General features: G+C 56.6%; 18 protein-coding genes, 1 tRNA gene and 3 pseudogenes. 15 read left to right on the forward strand and 7 right to left on the reverse strand.

Translation table 11 applies throughout. From position 1 onward, the window contains the following. Positions 1-62: 62 nt before the first annotated feature. Complete coding sequence (gene ung, locus ACYZTS_RS00525; protein WP_461993241.1) at positions 63-755, reverse strand: uracil-DNA glycosylase; 693 nt, start codon at positions 753-755, stop codon at positions 63-65. Between the two features lie 132 nt (positions 756-887). Here ung and ACYZTS_RS00530 point away from each other — a divergent pair, with 132 nt between their 5' ends. Next, on the forward strand, positions 888-2,000 hold the full coding sequence (locus ACYZTS_RS00530; protein ID WP_028622224.1) for an enoyl-CoA hydratase/isomerase family protein: 1,113 nt from the start codon (positions 888-890) through the stop codon (positions 1,998-2,000). A gap of 51 nt (positions 2,001-2,051) precedes the next feature. On the opposite strand, the gene ACYZTS_RS00535 is transcribed toward ACYZTS_RS00530, so the two are convergent. Next, positions 2,052-2,507 (reverse strand): hypothetical protein, encoded by a 456-nt coding sequence (locus ACYZTS_RS00535; protein WP_461993243.1) that lies wholly within the window; start codon positions 2,505-2,507, stop codon positions 2,052-2,054. A 220-nt stretch (positions 2,508-2,727) separates the two neighbouring features. Here ACYZTS_RS00535 and ACYZTS_RS00540 point away from each other — a divergent pair, with 220 nt between their 5' ends. The 12 genes and pseudogenes from ACYZTS_RS00540 to ACYZTS_RS00595 form a co-directional block, all read left to right on the forward strand. Then, entirely contained in the window at positions 2,728-2,946 is a 219-nt protein-coding gene (locus ACYZTS_RS00540; protein ID WP_461993245.1) for a cysteine-rich CWC family protein, read from the forward strand. Between the two features lie 32 nt (positions 2,947-2,978). Continuing rightward, positions 2,979-3,671, forward strand: coding sequence for a pseudouridine synthase (locus ACYZTS_RS00545; RefSeq protein ID WP_461993246.1), 693 nt, complete (start codon positions 2,979-2,981; stop codon positions 3,669-3,671). A 314-nt stretch (positions 3,672-3,985) separates the two neighbouring features. Further along, the gene (locus tag ACYZTS_RS00550; protein WP_461993248.1) at positions 3,986-4,870 is read left to right on the forward strand and encodes an alpha/beta fold hydrolase; all 885 of its coding nucleotides are present in this window, start codon (positions 3,986-3,988) and stop codon (positions 4,868-4,870) included. A gap of 194 nt (positions 4,871-5,064) precedes the next feature. Beyond that, positions 5,065-5,138 (forward strand) — tRNA-Gly (locus tag ACYZTS_RS00555). Between the two features lie 309 nt (positions 5,139-5,447). Beyond that, positions 5,448-5,993, forward strand: a complete 546-nt coding sequence (locus ACYZTS_RS00560) for a PAAR domain-containing protein (RefSeq protein ID WP_461993250.1) — start codon at positions 5,448-5,450, stop codon at positions 5,991-5,993. Between the two features lie 10 nt (positions 5,994-6,003). Next, positions 6,004-6,786 carry a hypothetical protein gene (locus ACYZTS_RS00565; protein ID WP_461993252.1) on the forward strand — a complete coding sequence of 261 codons (783 nt, stop codon included), beginning with the start codon at positions 6,004-6,006 and terminating at the stop codon, positions 6,784-6,786. Then, positions 6,783-7,133, forward strand: a complete 351-nt coding sequence (locus tag ACYZTS_RS00570; RefSeq protein WP_461993254.1) for a DUF7079 family protein — start codon at positions 6,783-6,785, stop codon at positions 7,131-7,133. Before ACYZTS_RS00565 ends, ACYZTS_RS00570 begins: the two co-directional genes overlap by 4 nt. A 94-nt stretch (positions 7,134-7,227) precedes the next feature. Beyond that, positions 7,228-7,443, forward strand: a pseudogene (locus ACYZTS_RS00575) (helix-turn-helix domain-containing protein); the annotation flags it as partial. Between the two features lie 180 nt (positions 7,444-7,623). Beyond that, positions 7,624-7,800 (forward strand): annotated as a pseudogene (locus ACYZTS_RS00580) (type II toxin-antitoxin system HicA family toxin); the annotation flags it as partial. Between the two features lie 38 nt (positions 7,801-7,838). Beyond that, the gene (locus ACYZTS_RS00585; RefSeq protein ID WP_461993256.1) at positions 7,839-8,246 is read left to right on the forward strand and encodes a type II toxin-antitoxin system HicB family antitoxin; all 408 of its coding nucleotides are present in this window, start codon (positions 7,839-7,841) and stop codon (positions 8,244-8,246) included. A gap of 467 nt (positions 8,247-8,713) precedes the next feature. Then, positions 8,714-8,980, forward strand: a complete 267-nt coding sequence (locus tag ACYZTS_RS00590) for a hypothetical protein (protein WP_028622216.1) — start codon at positions 8,714-8,716, stop codon at positions 8,978-8,980. 191 nt (positions 8,981-9,171) lie between these two features. Beyond that, positions 9,172-10,464: pseudogene (locus ACYZTS_RS00595) on the forward strand (Fic family protein); the annotation flags it as partial. Positions 10,465-10,691: 227 nt separating this feature from the next. Here the strand turns inward: ACYZTS_RS00595 and tam are convergent. Both tam and ACYZTS_RS00605 read right to left on the reverse strand, forming a co-directional pair. Next, a complete protein-coding gene (gene tam, locus ACYZTS_RS00600) occupies positions 10,692-11,462 on the reverse strand; it encodes a trans-aconitate 2-methyltransferase (protein WP_461993258.1) in 771 nt (256 codons plus the stop codon). A gap of 60 nt (positions 11,463-11,522) precedes the next feature. Further along, positions 11,523-11,669 (reverse strand): hypothetical protein, encoded by a 147-nt coding sequence (locus ACYZTS_RS00605; protein WP_177326958.1) that lies wholly within the window; start codon positions 11,667-11,669, stop codon positions 11,523-11,525. A gap of 169 nt (positions 11,670-11,838) precedes the next feature. On the opposite strand from ACYZTS_RS00605, the gene ACYZTS_RS00610 reads away from it, so the two are divergent. Continuing rightward, entirely contained in the window at positions 11,839-12,249 is a 411-nt protein-coding gene (locus tag ACYZTS_RS00610) for a low affinity iron permease family protein (RefSeq protein WP_461993260.1), read from the forward strand. A gap of 50 nt (positions 12,250-12,299) precedes the next feature. Here the strand turns inward: ACYZTS_RS00610 and ACYZTS_RS00615 are convergent, their stop codons facing one another. Both ACYZTS_RS00615 and ACYZTS_RS00620 read right to left on the reverse strand, forming a co-directional pair. Beyond that, positions 12,300-12,803, reverse strand: coding sequence for a DUF4142 domain-containing protein (locus ACYZTS_RS00615; protein WP_461993262.1), 504 nt, complete (start codon positions 12,801-12,803; stop codon positions 12,300-12,302). 252 nt (positions 12,804-13,055) lie between these two features. Then, positions 13,056-13,967 carry a LysR family transcriptional regulator gene (locus ACYZTS_RS00620; RefSeq protein WP_461993264.1) on the reverse strand — a complete coding sequence of 304 codons (912 nt, stop codon included), beginning with the start codon at positions 13,965-13,967 and terminating at the stop codon, positions 13,056-13,058. 78 nt (positions 13,968-14,045) lie between these two features. Between ACYZTS_RS00620 and ACYZTS_RS00625 the strand changes: the two genes are divergently transcribed. Next, the gene (locus tag ACYZTS_RS00625) at positions 14,046-14,534 is read left to right on the forward strand and encodes a DMT family transporter (RefSeq protein WP_461993266.1); all 489 of its coding nucleotides are present in this window, start codon (positions 14,046-14,048) and stop codon (positions 14,532-14,534) included. Between the two features lie 102 nt (positions 14,535-14,636). On the opposite strand, the gene yiaY is transcribed toward ACYZTS_RS00625, so the two are convergent. Further along, positions 14,637-15,785 (reverse strand): L-threonine dehydrogenase, encoded by a 1,149-nt coding sequence (gene yiaY, locus ACYZTS_RS00630; RefSeq protein WP_461993271.1) that lies wholly within the window; start codon positions 15,783-15,785, stop codon positions 14,637-14,639. Positions 15,786-15,802: the final 17 nt, after the last annotated feature.

A 15,802-nucleotide genomic window follows, 5' to 3' on the forward strand; every position in this document is an offset into this window, starting at 1 on the left:
AGAATTCGCGATGTCCCTGTGGGAGTGATCCTGCTCGCGATCGGGCCGGTGCTGTCACCGCATCAAACCGGCGGCAACCGCCACTCGATCGGCGCCTCACCATTCTGCTCAAGAAATTTGTTGGCCCGACCGAAATGCCCGCACCCCAGGAAACCACGGTAGGCGGAGAGCGGCGACGGATGCACCGACGTCAGCACCAGATGCTTGGTCGCATCGATCAGTTTCTGTTTGCTTTGCGCATGTGCGCCCCAGAGCATGAATACCAAATGAGGCTGCTGCTGGCTGACGATTTCAATGATGCGGTCGGTGAAAAACTGCCAGCCTTTATCCTTGTGCGCATTGGCACTCGCGCGCTCAACAGTCATGGTGGTGTTGAGCATCAAGACGCCCTGATCGGCCCAGCTCTGCAAGTAGCCATGGCTGGGAATATCGATATTCAGGTCGCGCTTCAGTTCTTTATAAATGTTCACCAGCGACGGCGGCGCCGGCACGCCCGGCTGTACAGAAAAGCACAAGCCATGTGCCTGGCCCGGACCGTGATACGGGTCCTGACCGAGTATGACGACCTTGACCTTGTCCAGCGGCGTCGAGTTGAGCGCATTGAAAATCAGCGGGCCCGGTGGATAAATCTCTTTGCCCGCCGCACGCTCCTGTTGCAGGAAGTTGCGCAACTCTGCCATGTACGGCTGGTCGAATTCAGCACGCAGTGCCTCCTTCCAGCTCGGTTCGAGTTTGATACGGTCGTCAGCAGTCATGGTTACATCCGGCAAAGACAATGGGGCGAACCCTAGGAAAGCCCGTCACGCTTGTCAATTGATCTGACGCAGATCCGGCACTTTCCAGTACAGCGATCATACTGATCGTTCAAAAACCCGATTGAGGTCACGATGAATCTGCACTTCGAAGAACTCACCGGCACCCACGGCGCACGCATCGGCATCGCCACGCTGGACGCCGAGAAATCCCTCAACGCCCTCTCCTTGCCGATGATCAACGCCCTGCGCGATCAACTGGATGCCTGGGCCAGAGAACCGCAGATTGTGTGCGTATTGTTGCGCGGCAACGGCGCCAAGGCCTTTTGCGCCGGCGGCGAAGTGCGCAGCCTGGTTGAAGCCTGCCGCGCGACACCCGGCGAAGTGCCGCCGCTGGCCGCAAATTTCTTCGCGGCGGAATACCGGCTCGATTTCAACCTGCACACCTATCCGAAACCGCTGATCTGCTGGGGCCACGGCTATGTGCTGGGCGGCGGCATGGGCCTGCTGCAAGGCGCGAGCATTCGCATCGTGACACCAAGCAGCCGCCTGGCGATGCCGGAAATCAGCATTGGCCTTTATCCTGACGTCGGCGCCAGTTGGTTTCTGTCGCGACTGCCGGGCAAGCTCGGTTTGTTTCTCGGCCTCACCGGCGCGCACATGAACGGTCGCGACGCGATCGATCTGGACCTCGCCGATCGCTTCCTGCTCGACGAGCAGCAGGAGGATCTGATTCAGGGCTTGCTGCAATTGAACTGGCAGGAACAGACGCCGATGCAGCTAAACAGTCTGCTCAAGGCGCTGCAACAGGAAGCACTGCCGCAAATGCCCGCCGCGCAGTGGTTGCCGCGTCGCGAGCGAATTGACCAATTGCTGGATGTCAGTGATGTGCGTTGCGCCTGGAAGGCCATCAGCCCGTTGCGCGATGACCCGGACCTGCTGCTGAGTCGCGCAGCGCGAACCCTGAGCGAAGGCTCGCCGTTGACCGCTCATCTGGTCTGGGAACAGATCGTTCGCGCTCGCCACCTCTCGTTGGCGCAGGTCTTTCAGATGGAATACACCGTCAGCCTCAATTGCTGCCGTCATCCGGAGTTCAGCGAGGGCGTCCGAGCGCGGTTGATCGACAAGGATCAGAAGCCACATTGGCATTGGCCGGATGTTAATACTGTGCCGGAAGCGGTGGTGGAAGCGCATTTTCACAAGGCCTGGGAAGGTCGGCATCCGCTGGCGGATCTGACGGAGTATTAAATCGCGGGCACAAAAAAACGGCGCTTCGTGCGCCGTTTTTTTTGGGGTGAATCAGCGGTGACCGCCTCTGCCATCGCCACCACGACCATTGTGGTCGCCCCGCCCGCCCCGATTGTCGCGCCCACCATGACCACCTCGATAATCGTTACGGCCACCGCGGTCACGCCCATCCCAACCGCCACGACTGCGACCCTCCCAGCCACGATTCTGATGAACCCGGTAATCGGCGCGCGGCGAATGCTGGTAGTAACGCGGCGCCGGTTGATAAACCCGCGGCTGGTGGTAATAGCGCGGTGTCGGCTGGTAATGCCGAGCGGGCGGCGCGTAGTACCGACGCGGCGCGGTGTAATAACCACCGTTGGAGTAATAGGCCCCGCCATTCGAATAATACGGCGCCGGGGACGTGTAAACCTCGGAACGGTAGTAGCTGCCTCCTCCATCGGCATAGGGCACGCAAGCACTAACAGACAAACCCAGTACAGCTATCAGAAGAAGTCGGCGATACATGGCGGCCTCCTGGACCGCGAGTGACCACACCAGCGACGCTGGCGGGCGACAGTCAATCAATCGGGGACTGTCGAAAGATAAGACATCGATTTCAGAATCTGGTGCGTTCTCGCAATACGTTGAAACAAGTCGCCGATGAAAGGCTTTTCATTGGTCATTCCGCGATTCATCTCAACGCGGCCTGTGTAGAATCCTGAAACACCCGTGATCATGGCTATCAATGAAAACCCCCGACCTATGCCCGGCCTGCGGCGCTTCCAACGACTGCACCCTGGCTGATCCGCGCACCGCTGCTCGCGCCTGTTGGTGCTACAGCGTCAGCATTGATCCGGCAGTGCTCGAGAAACTGCCGGCGGAGCTGCGTAAAGTCTCGTGCCTGTGTCCGCGCTGCGCTCAGGTCGAGGCACAGCTGCAAACAGTTGCCAAGCCGATCAAGTAAGATGCGCGGCCCTTTCCTGCCGATCGTTTGTCATGCGTGTTGACCGATTCCTCAGCAACCTGCCGCGCTTCAACCGTAAGCAGGTTCGTCTGTTGCTGGTGGAAAAGCGCATCCGGGTCGACGGCAAAATCGTCAGCGATCCCCATGCCGAGGTACGCGAATTCAGTCGCATAGAGATTGATGACGAAATCCTCCAAGTCGGCAAACCGTTGCGCCATTTCATGCTGCACAAACCGGCCGGCTGCGTCAGCGCCACGCGCGATCCCGAACACCCGACGGTGCTTGATCTGATCCATGAGCCCGACAAGGACGATCTGCACATCGCCGGACGTCTGGACTTCAACACCACCGGCCTGATGCTGATCACCAACGACGGCAGCTGGTCGCGTCGCCTGACGCAACCGCAGACCAAACTGCCCAAGGTGTATTACGTCGAGACCGAACAAGAGATAGGCCCGCAGTACGCCGCCACGTTCAATCAGGGGATGTACTTCGCGTTTGAGGACCTCACCACCCAACCCGCCGAGCTGGACGTACTGGGGCCGAATACCGCGCGCCTGAGCATCGTCGAGGGCCGCTATCACCAGGTGAAGCGGATGTTCGGTCACTTCGATAACAAAGTCCTGCGTTTGCACCGTGAAAGCATGGGCCCGTTGACGCTGGATCCTTCGCTGAAACCGGGCGAATACCGGCCTTTGCGTGCCGATGAGATCGAATTGATCTAAGCGGGATACCGCTCAGCAGAAGTTGTCGAACAATTTACCAACGGCACTTGCGAAGTCCCGTGGCCCCTGCTTGAATCAGGTCGTCAGCCGAAATGTGACTGACGAGTCACCACATACCTCTAAGAAACTTTTTGCCGGTCGAGAACCTTCAGGTTCCGCCTTGTTCCGGCAGATTGCCCGCCAATAACAATACCCGTCGACCGGACTGCACTGGATCGACATGGGCCCCCGAAATTCTCAGGCATATGCCTACCTGTCACAAAGCTCGTGCAATCTGATTTGCGCGCATACCCGCTTGCCAGGAGTCTTATGACATGAGGCCAGAAATCGCTGTGCTGGATATACAGGGTCAGTTTCGGGTTTACACGGAGTTCTATCGCGCAGACGCCGCAGAGAAGACCATTATTCTGGTCAACGGCTCGATGGCCACGACTGCGTCGTTTGCACAAACTGTGAAAAACCTGCACCCGGAGTTCAACGTAGTCTGCTACGACCAGCCCTACGCGGGCCAGTCCAAGGCGCACAACCGACATGAGAAAATGCTGACCAAGGAAGCCGAAGGGCAGATCCTCCTGGAGTTGATCGACCACTTCGCCGCCGAGCACGTGCTGTCGTTTTCCTGGGGTGGCGCCGCAACGCTGGTCGCCCTCGCCCAACAGCCACGACGCATCGAAAAAGCAGTGATCAGTTCGTTCTCGCCAGAGATCAACGCGCACATGCTCGATTACCTCGAGCGCGGCGTCGATTACCTCGGCAGCCGGGACGGTGGCCGGGTCGGCACTCTGGTCAACAGCACCATCGGCAAACATCTGCCGACGCTGTTCAAGCGGTTCAACTATCGCCACGTCAGCAGTCTGGCCGAGCACGAATATGGGCAGATGCACTTCCACATCAGCGACCTGCTGCACAGTGACCGGCAGTATTTCCTGAAGGCTTCGGAGAAAATCAAGGTGCCGGTGTTGTTCGTTAACGGCGAATGGGACGAGTACACCGCCGCCGACGGCGCCCGGTTATTTGCCAACCACCTGCCGCACGCTTCGTTTACAACGGTGGAAGCGACCGGCCACTTTCTCGACATGGAACACAAAGCCGCCTGCCGCGACAGTCGAAACGCGCTGATGGGTTTCCTGAAGCCTGCGCAACAGGCAAGCCGACCGCGTTATCACTACGTTCAGGACCAACATGCATTGTCCATCTGAAACCGCGTCGTCGCGAGCAAGCCGGGTCCTGCAGATGCTGATCGATTTTGTAGGAGCAAGTGGTGCGGCACCCGACTTGCCCGCGAATGGCCATCACACGGATTTCGCGTGACTACAGCCCGATGCCAGAGCACTCGACGCAAAGAAAAACTTCATTTTCATGCGCACATCTGGTACAAAGTCAGCCGCTCTGAGCGGGTGTCGTATAATGGCATTACTCCAGCTTCCCAAGCTGATAACGAGGGTTCGATTCCCTTCACCCGCTCCACTTTTTCAAGGTTGCAGCCTCCCCGGCTTCGTCCCATGTCTGTAAATGTCTAAATCTGGTTTCAACATCATTCGACCAAATTTAACCAGACACTAGAAATCCATTACGTCCCTCCCGCTTCTTTTGAACAACTCGTCCCAACACTATTGTCATGCCACCAACCACAGCAGATCACGCTTGGTCGTATGACTCCGACACGTCACTCCCGTCACCGCCTGAGGCATTGCTTTAGGGACATCTTCGCCCGCCAAATTCCAGAGCAAGTCTGATACAGTCGGCTCTGGTAATTTCGCTGACAGGGAGTCAAGCATGGCAAAGCCAGCCGCACGCATCACCGATCCCACCAATTGCCCAATACCTGGGCACGGCCCAAAAGCCATCGCCTCCGGATCTCCCGACGTGTTTTTCGATGGACTTGCTGCCGCTCGCTTAGGTGACACGTGTACCTGCGGCAGCGCATTAGCCTCGGAAGTGTCAGGTACGGTGTTCATCAACGGCAGAAATGCTGCACTGGTCGACAGTGTCGGCACCCATGGCGACGTCGTGATCGGCGGTTCTGGTACGGTCATTATCGGAAGCTCCCACACACCCGTCCCCTTCACTCCGCCTACGCCCATGGTCATTCATGGGAACTGGATAGGCTTTAAGATTCCTTCCGTTGAAAGCTATGAAGGGCTTTCCTGTGTTGCACACTTCGAGGACGGATCGGTGATGCAAGGCGTGTTTGACGCAAATAACACCGTCAAATTTTCAAACCCCACAGGTAACACCTGTATTGCAGTCGATTACGGGATTGAAGAAACGTCCAGGAGCGCTTCGATTCTCGAATCCATCCTTCGCACCATCCAGAGATAAGGATCTTCTCATGACGGAACCCATGCTCATTACGGGCAGTTACATCTTAAAAAAAGATCATGATCTGCATAGCTCACCTTTGGAGATGGCTATTGCCGGCATGGAAGGAGCTGCAGCACGCTTTGCCACTGACGCGATCAAGGACGCCAATACCCGTTTGAATTACCAACGTAAAATCAAAGAGATGTCTCGACTGGTTGAAGCCGAGGTGCAGGCGGGCAACGTTACTGCGAAAGATGGTGTGGCATACTGCCAAGAAATGCGTAACAACATCATGAACGAGCATCGGAAATTTACGTCTGCTCAAGGTGTGGCCGTTGCGGAATATATCAAGCTCAACGGGCCAACCCTGCAAACCACTTTGGATAAATATGCGCACTCGCTCTACAAGAAAAATTTTGATCTTTTAACCGACGTGGAAAAATCAAAAGTACATTATCTAATTCTGAAAAAATCTGGCGTCGACAACGCCAAGGTTACCCGCGGCACCATGAGAATGAATGTGGCAGGAAAAGTCGCGTGGATCGTGACCGCAGCCTTTGCCGCCTCAGAGATTTACACAGCCGACAATAAAACCAAGGAAACTGGACGCCAAGGAATCATTCTGGGTGGTGGCGCAGCCGGTGGAGCCTTGGCTGGGCTGAGCATTTCAATGCTGTGCGGTCCTGCGGCTCCTGTTTGCGCTATCGCAGTGGTGATCGCCGGCAGTATTGCAGGCGGCGTTGTTGGCGACTACGTCGCGGACAGTCTTGACGAAGAACTTGAGGAGTTTCTGTCATGGGATGTCCAATGACTAACGAGGAACGCTCCGACGTCTACTGGGCTCTGTCCGACGCGTTTGTTGATACTGAAGTGGACTATGAAGCCATTGCACGCCAAACCGAAAGTTATGACCCAGAAGAGATTAGAAGAATTCTTTATCAAGAAGTGGCACCGATCTGCCATACAAATCTCGAGACAGTGATTCCAATAATATGGTCCGCCTTCAATTTAGAAAACTTGAAGGAGGACATCAAAAATTCGCTAGAAGCCAGAGAAAACAGTTATTTACGGCGACAGAAAGACAAAGTACTAATACGCTGGCTTGAGTTTCGATACAAATATATATGGCGAGAGATATCCAAACACTACAAAAATTAGCTTTTGCAACTTAGCGCGGTGTCTGGTTCTGATACAGGTTTACGCCTTTTTTAGCCCGACGTCCGTTATGACCAGATCAACGCGGAGACCGGGTATGAACATTAACCCTATTCACAGCCAAGCAGACCTGACCGCGGCGCTTACCTGGATTGAGTATCTGTGGGGCGGAGATCAGATCGCCTGAGGGTGACGAGCTGGAAATACGGCGCCGCTGATAGAAAAATATGAACACGAGCATTTCCCGATGCCGTTTTCCGATCCGAGCGAGGCGATCAAATTTCGCATAGAGCACAAAGGGTTGCCCCCTCGTTGATCAGAGTCGCAAAACGCTGAAATACAGATTCGTCCATCTCTCCTTCGCCCTTCCCCATCAATGATTAGACTTTCAGCCCATCAACCTTTGGGTCCACGGAAGATTTAGTGGTTATAGTGTTGATCACCAAAATAAGGTAGGTATAGTAACCACCGAAGCACACCACATGGAGGTGATGTGAACAGTCGTTTTTTGATTAGCCAAATTGTTGCGGATGGGTGGTATCTGGTTCGGATCAGGGGCAGTCACCATCATTTCAAGCATCCGAACAAGCCGGGGCTGGTGACGGTTCCTCATCCGAAAAAGGATCTGCTCAAAAAAACGGCTTTGAGTATTTTGCAACAGGCGCTGCTTTGCCGATGTCGGACGCGGCGACTCAAGAGGACAATCACATGCTTTACCCGATTGCGATTTCAATGGGCGATGAGGATCACGCCTGGGGCGTGGAGGTGCCGGATATCCCGGGCTGTTTTTCGGCTGGTGAGGATCTCGATGATGCGATGGCGATGGCTCGGGAAGCCATTGAAGGGCATTTCGAAATTCTGGCGGAAGACAGTGCACCGATACCGCCCGCGAACAAAGTTACTTTACATGCAAGCAATCCGAAATATGCGGGCTGCACCTGGGCGCTGATCGATATAGACGTCACCAAATATCTCGGCAAGGCCCAGAAGCTGAATATCACCCTGCCTGGCTACCTGCTAAACCGCATTGATGAATACGTTCTGCATCATCCGGAAGAAAAGAGCCGTTCCGGGTTTCTGGCTTCGGCGGCGCTTAAGGTGTTGCAACAGAGCTGAAAGTTTTTGCCATACATAGGACCGGCCACGATTGGCCGGTTTTTTTTGTGAGCGGGATTTGGCGGGCTGCTGATATTTGCTGTTAAGTGCATCAAATTCGGGTGGTGATTGCGCTCTCTCCTCCGACCAAAGCATGGGAAACGGTCGAATAGGCAACGTCCTACACTACTCTGGGAATTGTCCGTACACTTGCGCATTGCTGTGTTTTTGTCTCGAAGCCTATAGTCCGGTCACGCCCAAATGGCGTGTCGGGTTTGGCGACCTGATGACAACGACCCAGCGGCTTTCAAGTTTTTTCGAAGCTCGCTGACTGCACTTTGCTGCACTTTTTTGGTGGCTGTGCGTGGGAGACCCTCGGGTCTGCCGGTTTTACCGTTGTCCGGTTCGCCAACCCGCGTACAGCTACCACCCTATTGTTTGGCGACGATCGAGTGGTAGGTCTTTCACCTACAAAACGGTAAGCACTCATGAACGAATATATGGCTTTAACCAGCAACGCCGACGACCTCCCCTCGCTCTACGTAAACACCACTCAACCACTGCACTCACTGCTTAGCACCGCCCGTTACAGAATTGACGCGGTGACGCAGGTGCTCGAAAACCTCGCAATGCGCAGCGACATCAACACTGATTCGGTCATTCTCAGTGACTTTGCCATGCTGTGCTGCATACCGCTGCGCGATGGTTGCGATGTGCTGGATGTAGTGGCGCGCCGGATGGATGCAGAAAAGTAGGTCGTCTATCAGGGCGCCTTTGAAAGGCGCCCTTCGCGTTAGACGCATACTCGAACAATGCTCGAAATGGGCGACCAGGCTTCTGTGCCCAATAACCATTGCGACTCTGCTCGTTAGCGTTTTCTCGTAAACCACCTAAATTAATATCAAAATTTACATCCTGTTAGCGTTTTAAATCCCCACAAAAAACAGGCGCGCAGCCGATAGAAGACTGGTGTCGACGGGAGCCTTTTGGCCAGTACGCGCGTCGCACCGGGTTCCTTTACGAATGGCTGAGAGGAGAACGTCTGGATGTGCCAGACGTGACCAATGGCGGCTACGTCGACGCCATTTCTTCAAAAAGTTACCTGACTCGCCGTGACCCAATACGAGCGCGACGTTGGCGAGTCAATAACAACCTGCCCGGGACGGCTGAGTTTTGCCCCGTGGTGCGGCGCACCGGACCGTTGCAGGAAGCTTTGCAATTTGATCTGCGCGCAGCACTGGCTGAGCTGGATCAAACCTTCGGCCGCGATATTTTGCTGCGGACCGCCAGTTGGCTGACGTTCAAGGAATCGCGCGCGAGCTTTCTCATCGAAAAAGAGGCTGATCAGGCCGACCGCATCCAGCGGTTTGCGCATGTCATTGCTCAGCACTGCGGGCATATTGAAAACCCGTTGAGCAACGCCAGTCTGCAATCCCTGCAAGCCGGGATTCTGGGGCAAGACGCGATCGGACTGGGCTTGCGACGCTCTCCCGTGTTTGTCGGTCAAGCGACGATGCGCGAAGACATCGTTCATTATATTGCACCCCATTACGCCGACCTCGCGCAGTTACTGGCAGGACTCAACGAGTTCGAGGTCGCAACCCGTGGAGCGGAGTCACTTGCACGTGCTGCGGTATTGGCATTTGGCTTTGTGTATATCCATCCCATGCGCGATGGCAACGGTCGAATTCATCGCTTCCTGATCAATGACACCCTTATTCGGGATAAAGCGGTGCCCGACGGTGTGATCCTGCCGGTGTCAGCCACTATTACCAGCTCGATTGATTTCAAGGCTGGCTACGATCGAACGCTCGAAGTGTTCTCGCGACCGTTCATGCGACGCTACGCGACAGCCTATCGGTTCGGCGAACTCGTGACGTACGAGGATGGCACACCCAGCAACTTCCTCTTTGATGATTACGAAGACGCGCGCTTTGCCTGGCGATATCCGGATTTGACCGAACACGTCCTGTACACCGCAAACGTCGTAAAGCACACCATTCGAACGGAAATGGCGGACGAAGCCAGGGTGCTGGTGATTTTTCAGCGAGCTCAGGAACAGTTGAAAGAAGTGCTAGAGATGCCCAATCAGGATGCGAACCGGATCATTCGCTCGATCAAAGAGAATGGCTGGAAGGTCTCCGGGAAGTTGAAGAAAGGCTATCCGCAACTTGACGATGACAGTGTTGCACAACGCGTCGTGGAGGCTGTGCGTTCGGCGTTTGAAGAAACGCCTTGAGGGGCGCCCTTCGCGTTTTAACGCGCACCCAAAGGCACCCGATCTGTAGCAGCTGGCGAAGCCTGCGTCTGGCTGGAATCGCGTTCGAATATCGCCTCGTCAACCCGAGCGTGAGGTCGCAAGAATACCGCGCCTTCTGGCTTGACGGCTGCTACGCAGCCGGACGCAGGCTGCGCCAGCTGCTACAAAAGTGCGACTGATCGGATGTCGGTGGGCGACTTGGAAACCTAGCGCGTCGCGACGATGAACAAACGCGGAAACGGCAGCAGCACCGAGCCATCTTCCAGCGTCGGATACGCCTGTTCGATTGCCGCCTGATACTGCTCCAGGTATTGAACTTGCTCAGCGTCATTCAGCGGTTGGAGGAACGGTCGCAAACCACTGCCCTTGAACCATTCAACCACCGCCGCCGCGCCACCTGCGAGCGGATGGTGATAGGTGGTGCGCCAGACATCGACCCGCGCGCAGTGCGAATTCAGCATCGAATAATAGGCGCAGGCGCTCTCTCTCTTCGTTCGTAACCCGGCGGCACCTGCGAGCTTCTCCGCCCACGGGCCATTGGCCGCGACTTCGCGCATCAAGCGGTGTGTCAGTTCATCGAGGTTATCGGGCATCTGCATTGCCAGGCTGCCGCCGGGCGCGAGCTTGCTCACCAGCGACGGCAAGAGCGTCGCGTGATCCGGCACCCATTGCAGCACGGCGTTGGCAAAAATCACGTCGAACGGCCCGCTCTCATCCCAGCAATCAATATCAGAGACGTCGAATCGCACCTGCGGCAAGCGCTTGCGGGCGGCCTCGATCATGTCGGTCGAACTGTCCAGCCCGCGCACCTCGGCACCGGCGAAGCGCTCCACCAGCAACTCGGTGGAATTGCCCGGGCCGCAGCCGATGTCGATGGCCCTCCGTACGTCTGTGCCGGGAATCGCCGCCAGCAAGTCACGGGCCGGACGTGTGCGTTCATCTTCAAAAGCGACGTATTGCTTGGCGGACCAACTCATCGGGTTCTCCTGTCGAGGCATGGCAAGGGAGTCGCTCACCATACCCGAGTGGGCCGGCTGCTACTTGTCCGCAGCGTCTTTGTCCTGCATCTGCACCGAGGACTTGGTGCCGTCGGTGTTGTCCTTGGTTTCATTATCGGAATTGTCGAAGCAGCCTTGCAGCGCGAACAGGCAACCGCACAGGCAGAGCAAACGGGCGAGGTTCATGGTGTTCTCCGGATTGATGGACCTGATGTAGTGACCCGTTCTTCTCTGGTTGGTTGCACTGAATTTCCGGAGCAAACCCATGCCTATCTCAGAATATGAATATGTAAGCAGAATTTTCCAGATCGCCACGCTGTCTGAAACTCAGGCGCATCCAATAAGGAAGACGGCAATGAAATTCGCAAAAATCTCGCAGAAACTCGCCCTGTGGGCCGGCAGTCCGAAGACGTTCATGGGCGCATTGATTCTGATCGGCTTGTGGGGCTTGAGCGGGCCGATCTTCAATTACAACGACACCTGGCAACTGATCATCAACACGTCGACGACCATTATCACGTTCCTGATGGTGTTTCTGATTCAGAACACACAAAACCGCGACACCGATATCCTGCACCTGAAAATCGATGAACTGTTGAGAGTTAACAAAGAAGCGAAAAACGCCATGCTGGGCCTGGAATTACTTGACCTCAAGCAACTTGAAGCCCTGCGCAGACATTACCGTGCGATGGGAGAAAGTGAAGTGTTCGAGCTCGAAGGCCTGGTGTCCACCAGCAAGCAAAAGCCCAATTGGAAAGAATGCTGAATAAAAAAAGGCGCGTGATCTGAATCACGCGCCGTTTTTTTTACCAGCTATTAACGACTGGCTTGCAGTGCCCGCGCCATCTGCAAGTGGTTCTGCAACTTGGGCAGGGTTTCCTCAGCGAACGCTTTGATTTCAGGTACGTCAGTGTTCTGCGCAACCTGTTCAATTTGTGCAATTGCTTCCTGAGTCGTTTTCACCTGACTCGCGGCATAGGCCTGATCGTAAGTCGTACCATCCTTGACTTCCGGCATCAGCGCCTTGGCTTTGTCGACGACCTCTTCACGTGGCGCCACCGGCAGGTCCAGTTGCTTGGCGATCTTCGCCAGGTGCTGGTTCGCCGTAGTGCGGTCGTTGATGACGACAATGGTGTAATCCTTGACTTGCTGGGACTCGGATTTCTGGTGCGCCAAACGACTGGCTTCGATGTCGGCCATGCCTTTGGCCGAGGCATCATTGATGAATTCGGCGGGTGACTGGGCAAACGCGCTGGTCGCGCACAGGCCCAACATCGAAGCGAAAATGGTAGTACGTAAACGGGTGGCCATCCGGCTCATGGTCGCGCCCTCCTCCTGAAAAAATTCGAAGCGGGCAGAAACCCGCATAGGTTGAGAATTTTCTTCAGGGCAAAGGTTCGAAAATCGGCTGCCGACGCGACGAACGGTGGAACGGTGGAACGGATCAAGCCTCGGGAGCAAGCAACTCTCTATTCCCTACAGAGTTCGCCTGAACCATCGCAAGTGCTCAGAATTTTTCATACTCGACGCCTGCCTCCCAATCACTGATAAGCTTCGAAAGCGACACCGAAATCACAGGGATTTTATCCCCTTGCCAATCCGCCCATTCAACCAGTTCAACGCCTGATCCCCACCTCGACGTTTATGCCATGCCAGCACAAAGCTGAACGATGGAATATGAAACGGCGGCGGCACGACGACCAGCGACAGCTCGTCAATATCGCGCAAGCCGCTTGAGGCCACAGTCAGGATCAGGTCGGTGCCGCTGATCAAGTCCGGCGCGACGCTCCAGTGCGGCAGGCTGATCGCGACGCGGCGGCGTTCGCGCAGTGCCGTCAGCGCACGCTCGATTTCCGGCGTGCCGCTGCCGCGCATCTCCAGCAGCACATGCGGCCGCGCCAGGTAAGACGGCAAGTCCAGAACACCCTCGGCGGGCAAGCTGTTGCGGTCGACGAGGCAGGCGTAATGCTCGTCGAACAGCGGGGTGCTGCGCACTTCGCTGGGCAATTCCGGAAAGACCCCCGCTGCCAGATCGATGTCACCATTGAGGATGGCGTCGAGCATGCCTTCTCGGCTGGCATGACTGATTTGCAGATCGATACCCGGTGCTTCGCGACGCAAGGTGCGGATCAATCCGGGCAGGACGATGGCCGCGCCGTAGTCAGACATCGCCAGGCGAAAGGTGCGCTCGGCCGTGGCCGGATCGAACGCGTTGGGTGCCAGCAGCGATTGCACTTGAGCCAGCGCTTCAGACAGCGGCGCGATCAGCTCAAGTGCACGCGGCGTGGGCACAAGCCCGGCACCGGCGCGCACCAGCAGCGGATCGCCCAGCACGTCGCGCAGTCTCGCCAACGCATGGCTGACGGCAGGCTGACTCAGGTGCAGACGCTCGGCCGCGCGGGTGACGTGTTGCTCACTGAGCAGGGCCTCGAGGATCACCAACAGGTTCAGGTCGATGCGTCGTAGATCATTCATCTGCTGCATGTTCTGGATAGCAATATGGAATTTAAATTTGCGCGACGAATGATCTAGAGTCCAGTAAATCCTTCAGGAAATAACACCATGAGTTCGTTGTATTACGCAGGTCTACTGATGCTGGCGGTGATTGCCGGCGCGGTGGTGCCGTTTCAAAGTGCGATCAACGCCAACCTTACGCGCGGTCTTGGCCATCCGTTATGGGCGACATTGGCGTCATTGCTGGTGAGCGTTTTGGTGTTGCTGCCGATCATTCTGGCGTTGCGCCTGCCTTTGCCGTCACTGGGTTTCATCAGCAAAGCGCCGTTGTGGATGTGGACCGGCGGCGCGTTCGGGGTGGTCTTCATCTCGCTGGCCTTGGTGCTGCTGCCCAAGCTTGGCGCGTCGGGATTCATCGCACTGGCCCTGGCCGGGCAAGTGGTGGCATCGCTGTTGCTGGATCACTTCGGCTGGTTCGGGCTGGTGCAGCAGCAGGTGACCTTGCCACGATTGTTCGGCGCGCTTTTGTTGATTGCGGGGGTGGTGTTGATTCAGTTCGGGGATTCGATGGGCAAGGCGTTGGCGACGGCGGGCTGATGAATTGCCTGGGAGGTGCGGGCGCGCGGGGATACCAGCGTTACCGGTATGCGCGATAGGCGCGCTGCTCTGCGTCAAGCTCGCGCCCACACGGGACAGTTTTTAAAAAGCGCTGCGGAATATTTCCTCGATCTGCCGCTGATCCGCCACCCTTGGATTGGTGACACCGCAGGCGTCTTTCAGGGCATTGGTGGCGAGCGTCGGTATGTCGTTGAGGCGGGCGCCGAGGGCGCGTAGACCGGCGGGGATCTGCACGTCCTGCGACAGGCTGCGGATGGCTTCGATGGCTGACTGCGCGCCCTCTTCCGGGGTGCAGCCGCGAACATCGGCGCCCATGGCGTGAGCGACATCGGTCAGGCGCGCGGCGCAGACCAGTGCGTTGAAACTTTGCACGTGCGGCAGCAGGACTGCGTTGCAGACACCGTGGGGCAAATCGTAGAAACCGCCTAGTTGATGGGCCATGGCATGCACGTAACCCAGCGATGCATTGTTGAACGCCATGCCTGCGAGGAACTGCGCGTAAGCCATGTTTTCCCGGGCGGCCAGGTCACTGCCGTCGCGCACCGCCAAGCGCAGGTTGTTACTGGCCAGGGTAATGGCTTTGAGCGCACAAGCGTCGGTGATCGGGTTGGCAGCGGTCGACACGTAGGCTTCGATCGCGTGGGTCAACGCGTCCATGCCGGTGGCGGCAGTCAGGCTTTGCGGCATGGCGACCATCAGCGCTGGATCATTGACTGATAGCAGCGGCGTGACGTTGCGGTCGACGATGGCCATTTTCACGTGGCGCGATTCATCTGTGATGATGCAGAAGCGTGTCATCTCGCTGGCGGTGCCGGCAGTTGTGTTGATCGCGATCAGTGGCAGCTGTGGTTTGCTCGATTGATCAACACCTTCGTAATCGCGGATCTGCCCGCCATTCGTCGCGCACAAGGCGATGCCTTTGGCACAGTCATGGGGCGAGCCACCGCCCAGCGACACCACGAAATCGCAGTGACTTTCCTTGAGCAGACCGAGGCCGCTTTCGACGTTGGCGATGCTCGGATTGGGTTTGGCGCCGTCAAAAATGACCGAGTCGATGTCCAGCATCGACAGTTTCTCGGCAATCATGCTCGCCACGCCAGCCTTGGCCAGTCCTGTGTCGGTGACGATCAAGGCTTTGCGAAAACCGTATTTGCCGATGGCCGTCATCGCTTCGTCGAGGCAACCGATGCCCATGATGTTCACGGCGGGGATGAAAAATGTGCTGCTCATGAGCGAATCTCCAGACG

Source organism: Pseudomonas sp. TMB3-21 (genome assembly GCF_054898145.1).

Bases quoted from the DNA above. Each gene is read 5' to 3' on its own strand.
- ung (WP_461993241.1), bottom strand. From the start codon at position 755: ATGACTGCTGACGACCGTATCAAACTCGAACCGAGCTGGAAGGAGGCA.
- ACYZTS_RS00530 (WP_028622224.1), top strand. From the start codon at position 888: ATGAATCTGCACTTCGAAGAACTCACCGGCACCCACGGCGCACGCATC.
- ACYZTS_RS00535 (WP_461993243.1), bottom strand. From the start codon at position 2,507: ATGTATCGCCGACTTCTTCTGATAGCTGTACTGGGTTTGTCTGTTAGT.
- ACYZTS_RS00540 (WP_461993245.1), top strand. From the start codon at position 2,728: ATGAAAACCCCCGACCTATGCCCGGCCTGCGGCGCTTCCAACGACTGC.
- ACYZTS_RS00545 (WP_461993246.1), top strand. From the start codon at position 2,979: ATGCGTGTTGACCGATTCCTCAGCAACCTGCCGCGCTTCAACCGTAAG.
- ACYZTS_RS00550 (WP_461993248.1), top strand. From the start codon at position 3,986: ATGAGGCCAGAAATCGCTGTGCTGGATATACAGGGTCAGTTTCGGGTT.
- ACYZTS_RS00560 (WP_461993250.1), top strand. From the start codon at position 5,448: ATGGCAAAGCCAGCCGCACGCATCACCGATCCCACCAATTGCCCAATA.
- ACYZTS_RS00565 (WP_461993252.1), top strand. From the start codon at position 6,004: ATGACGGAACCCATGCTCATTACGGGCAGTTACATCTTAAAAAAAGAT.
- ACYZTS_RS00570 (WP_461993254.1), top strand. From the start codon at position 6,783: ATGACTAACGAGGAACGCTCCGACGTCTACTGGGCTCTGTCCGACGCG.
- ACYZTS_RS00585 (WP_461993256.1), top strand. From the start codon at position 7,839: ATGCTTTACCCGATTGCGATTTCAATGGGCGATGAGGATCACGCCTGG.
- ACYZTS_RS00590 (WP_028622216.1), top strand. From the start codon at position 8,714: ATGAACGAATATATGGCTTTAACCAGCAACGCCGACGACCTCCCCTCG.
- tam (WP_461993258.1), bottom strand. From the start codon at position 11,462: ATGAGTTGGTCCGCCAAGCAATACGTCGCTTTTGAAGATGAACGCACA.
- ACYZTS_RS00605 (WP_177326958.1), bottom strand. From the start codon at position 11,669: ATGAACCTCGCCCGTTTGCTCTGCCTGTGCGGTTGCCTGTTCGCGCTG.
- ACYZTS_RS00610 (WP_461993260.1), top strand. From the start codon at position 11,839: ATGAAATTCGCAAAAATCTCGCAGAAACTCGCCCTGTGGGCCGGCAGT.
- ACYZTS_RS00615 (WP_461993262.1), bottom strand. From the start codon at position 12,803: ATGAGCCGGATGGCCACCCGTTTACGTACTACCATTTTCGCTTCGATG.
- ACYZTS_RS00620 (WP_461993264.1), bottom strand. From the start codon at position 13,967: ATGCAGCAGATGAATGATCTACGACGCATCGACCTGAACCTGTTGGTG.
- ACYZTS_RS00625 (WP_461993266.1), top strand. From the start codon at position 14,046: ATGAGTTCGTTGTATTACGCAGGTCTACTGATGCTGGCGGTGATTGCC.
- yiaY (WP_461993271.1), bottom strand. From the start codon at position 15,785: ATGAGCAGCACATTTTTCATCCCCGCCGTGAACATCATGGGCATCGGT.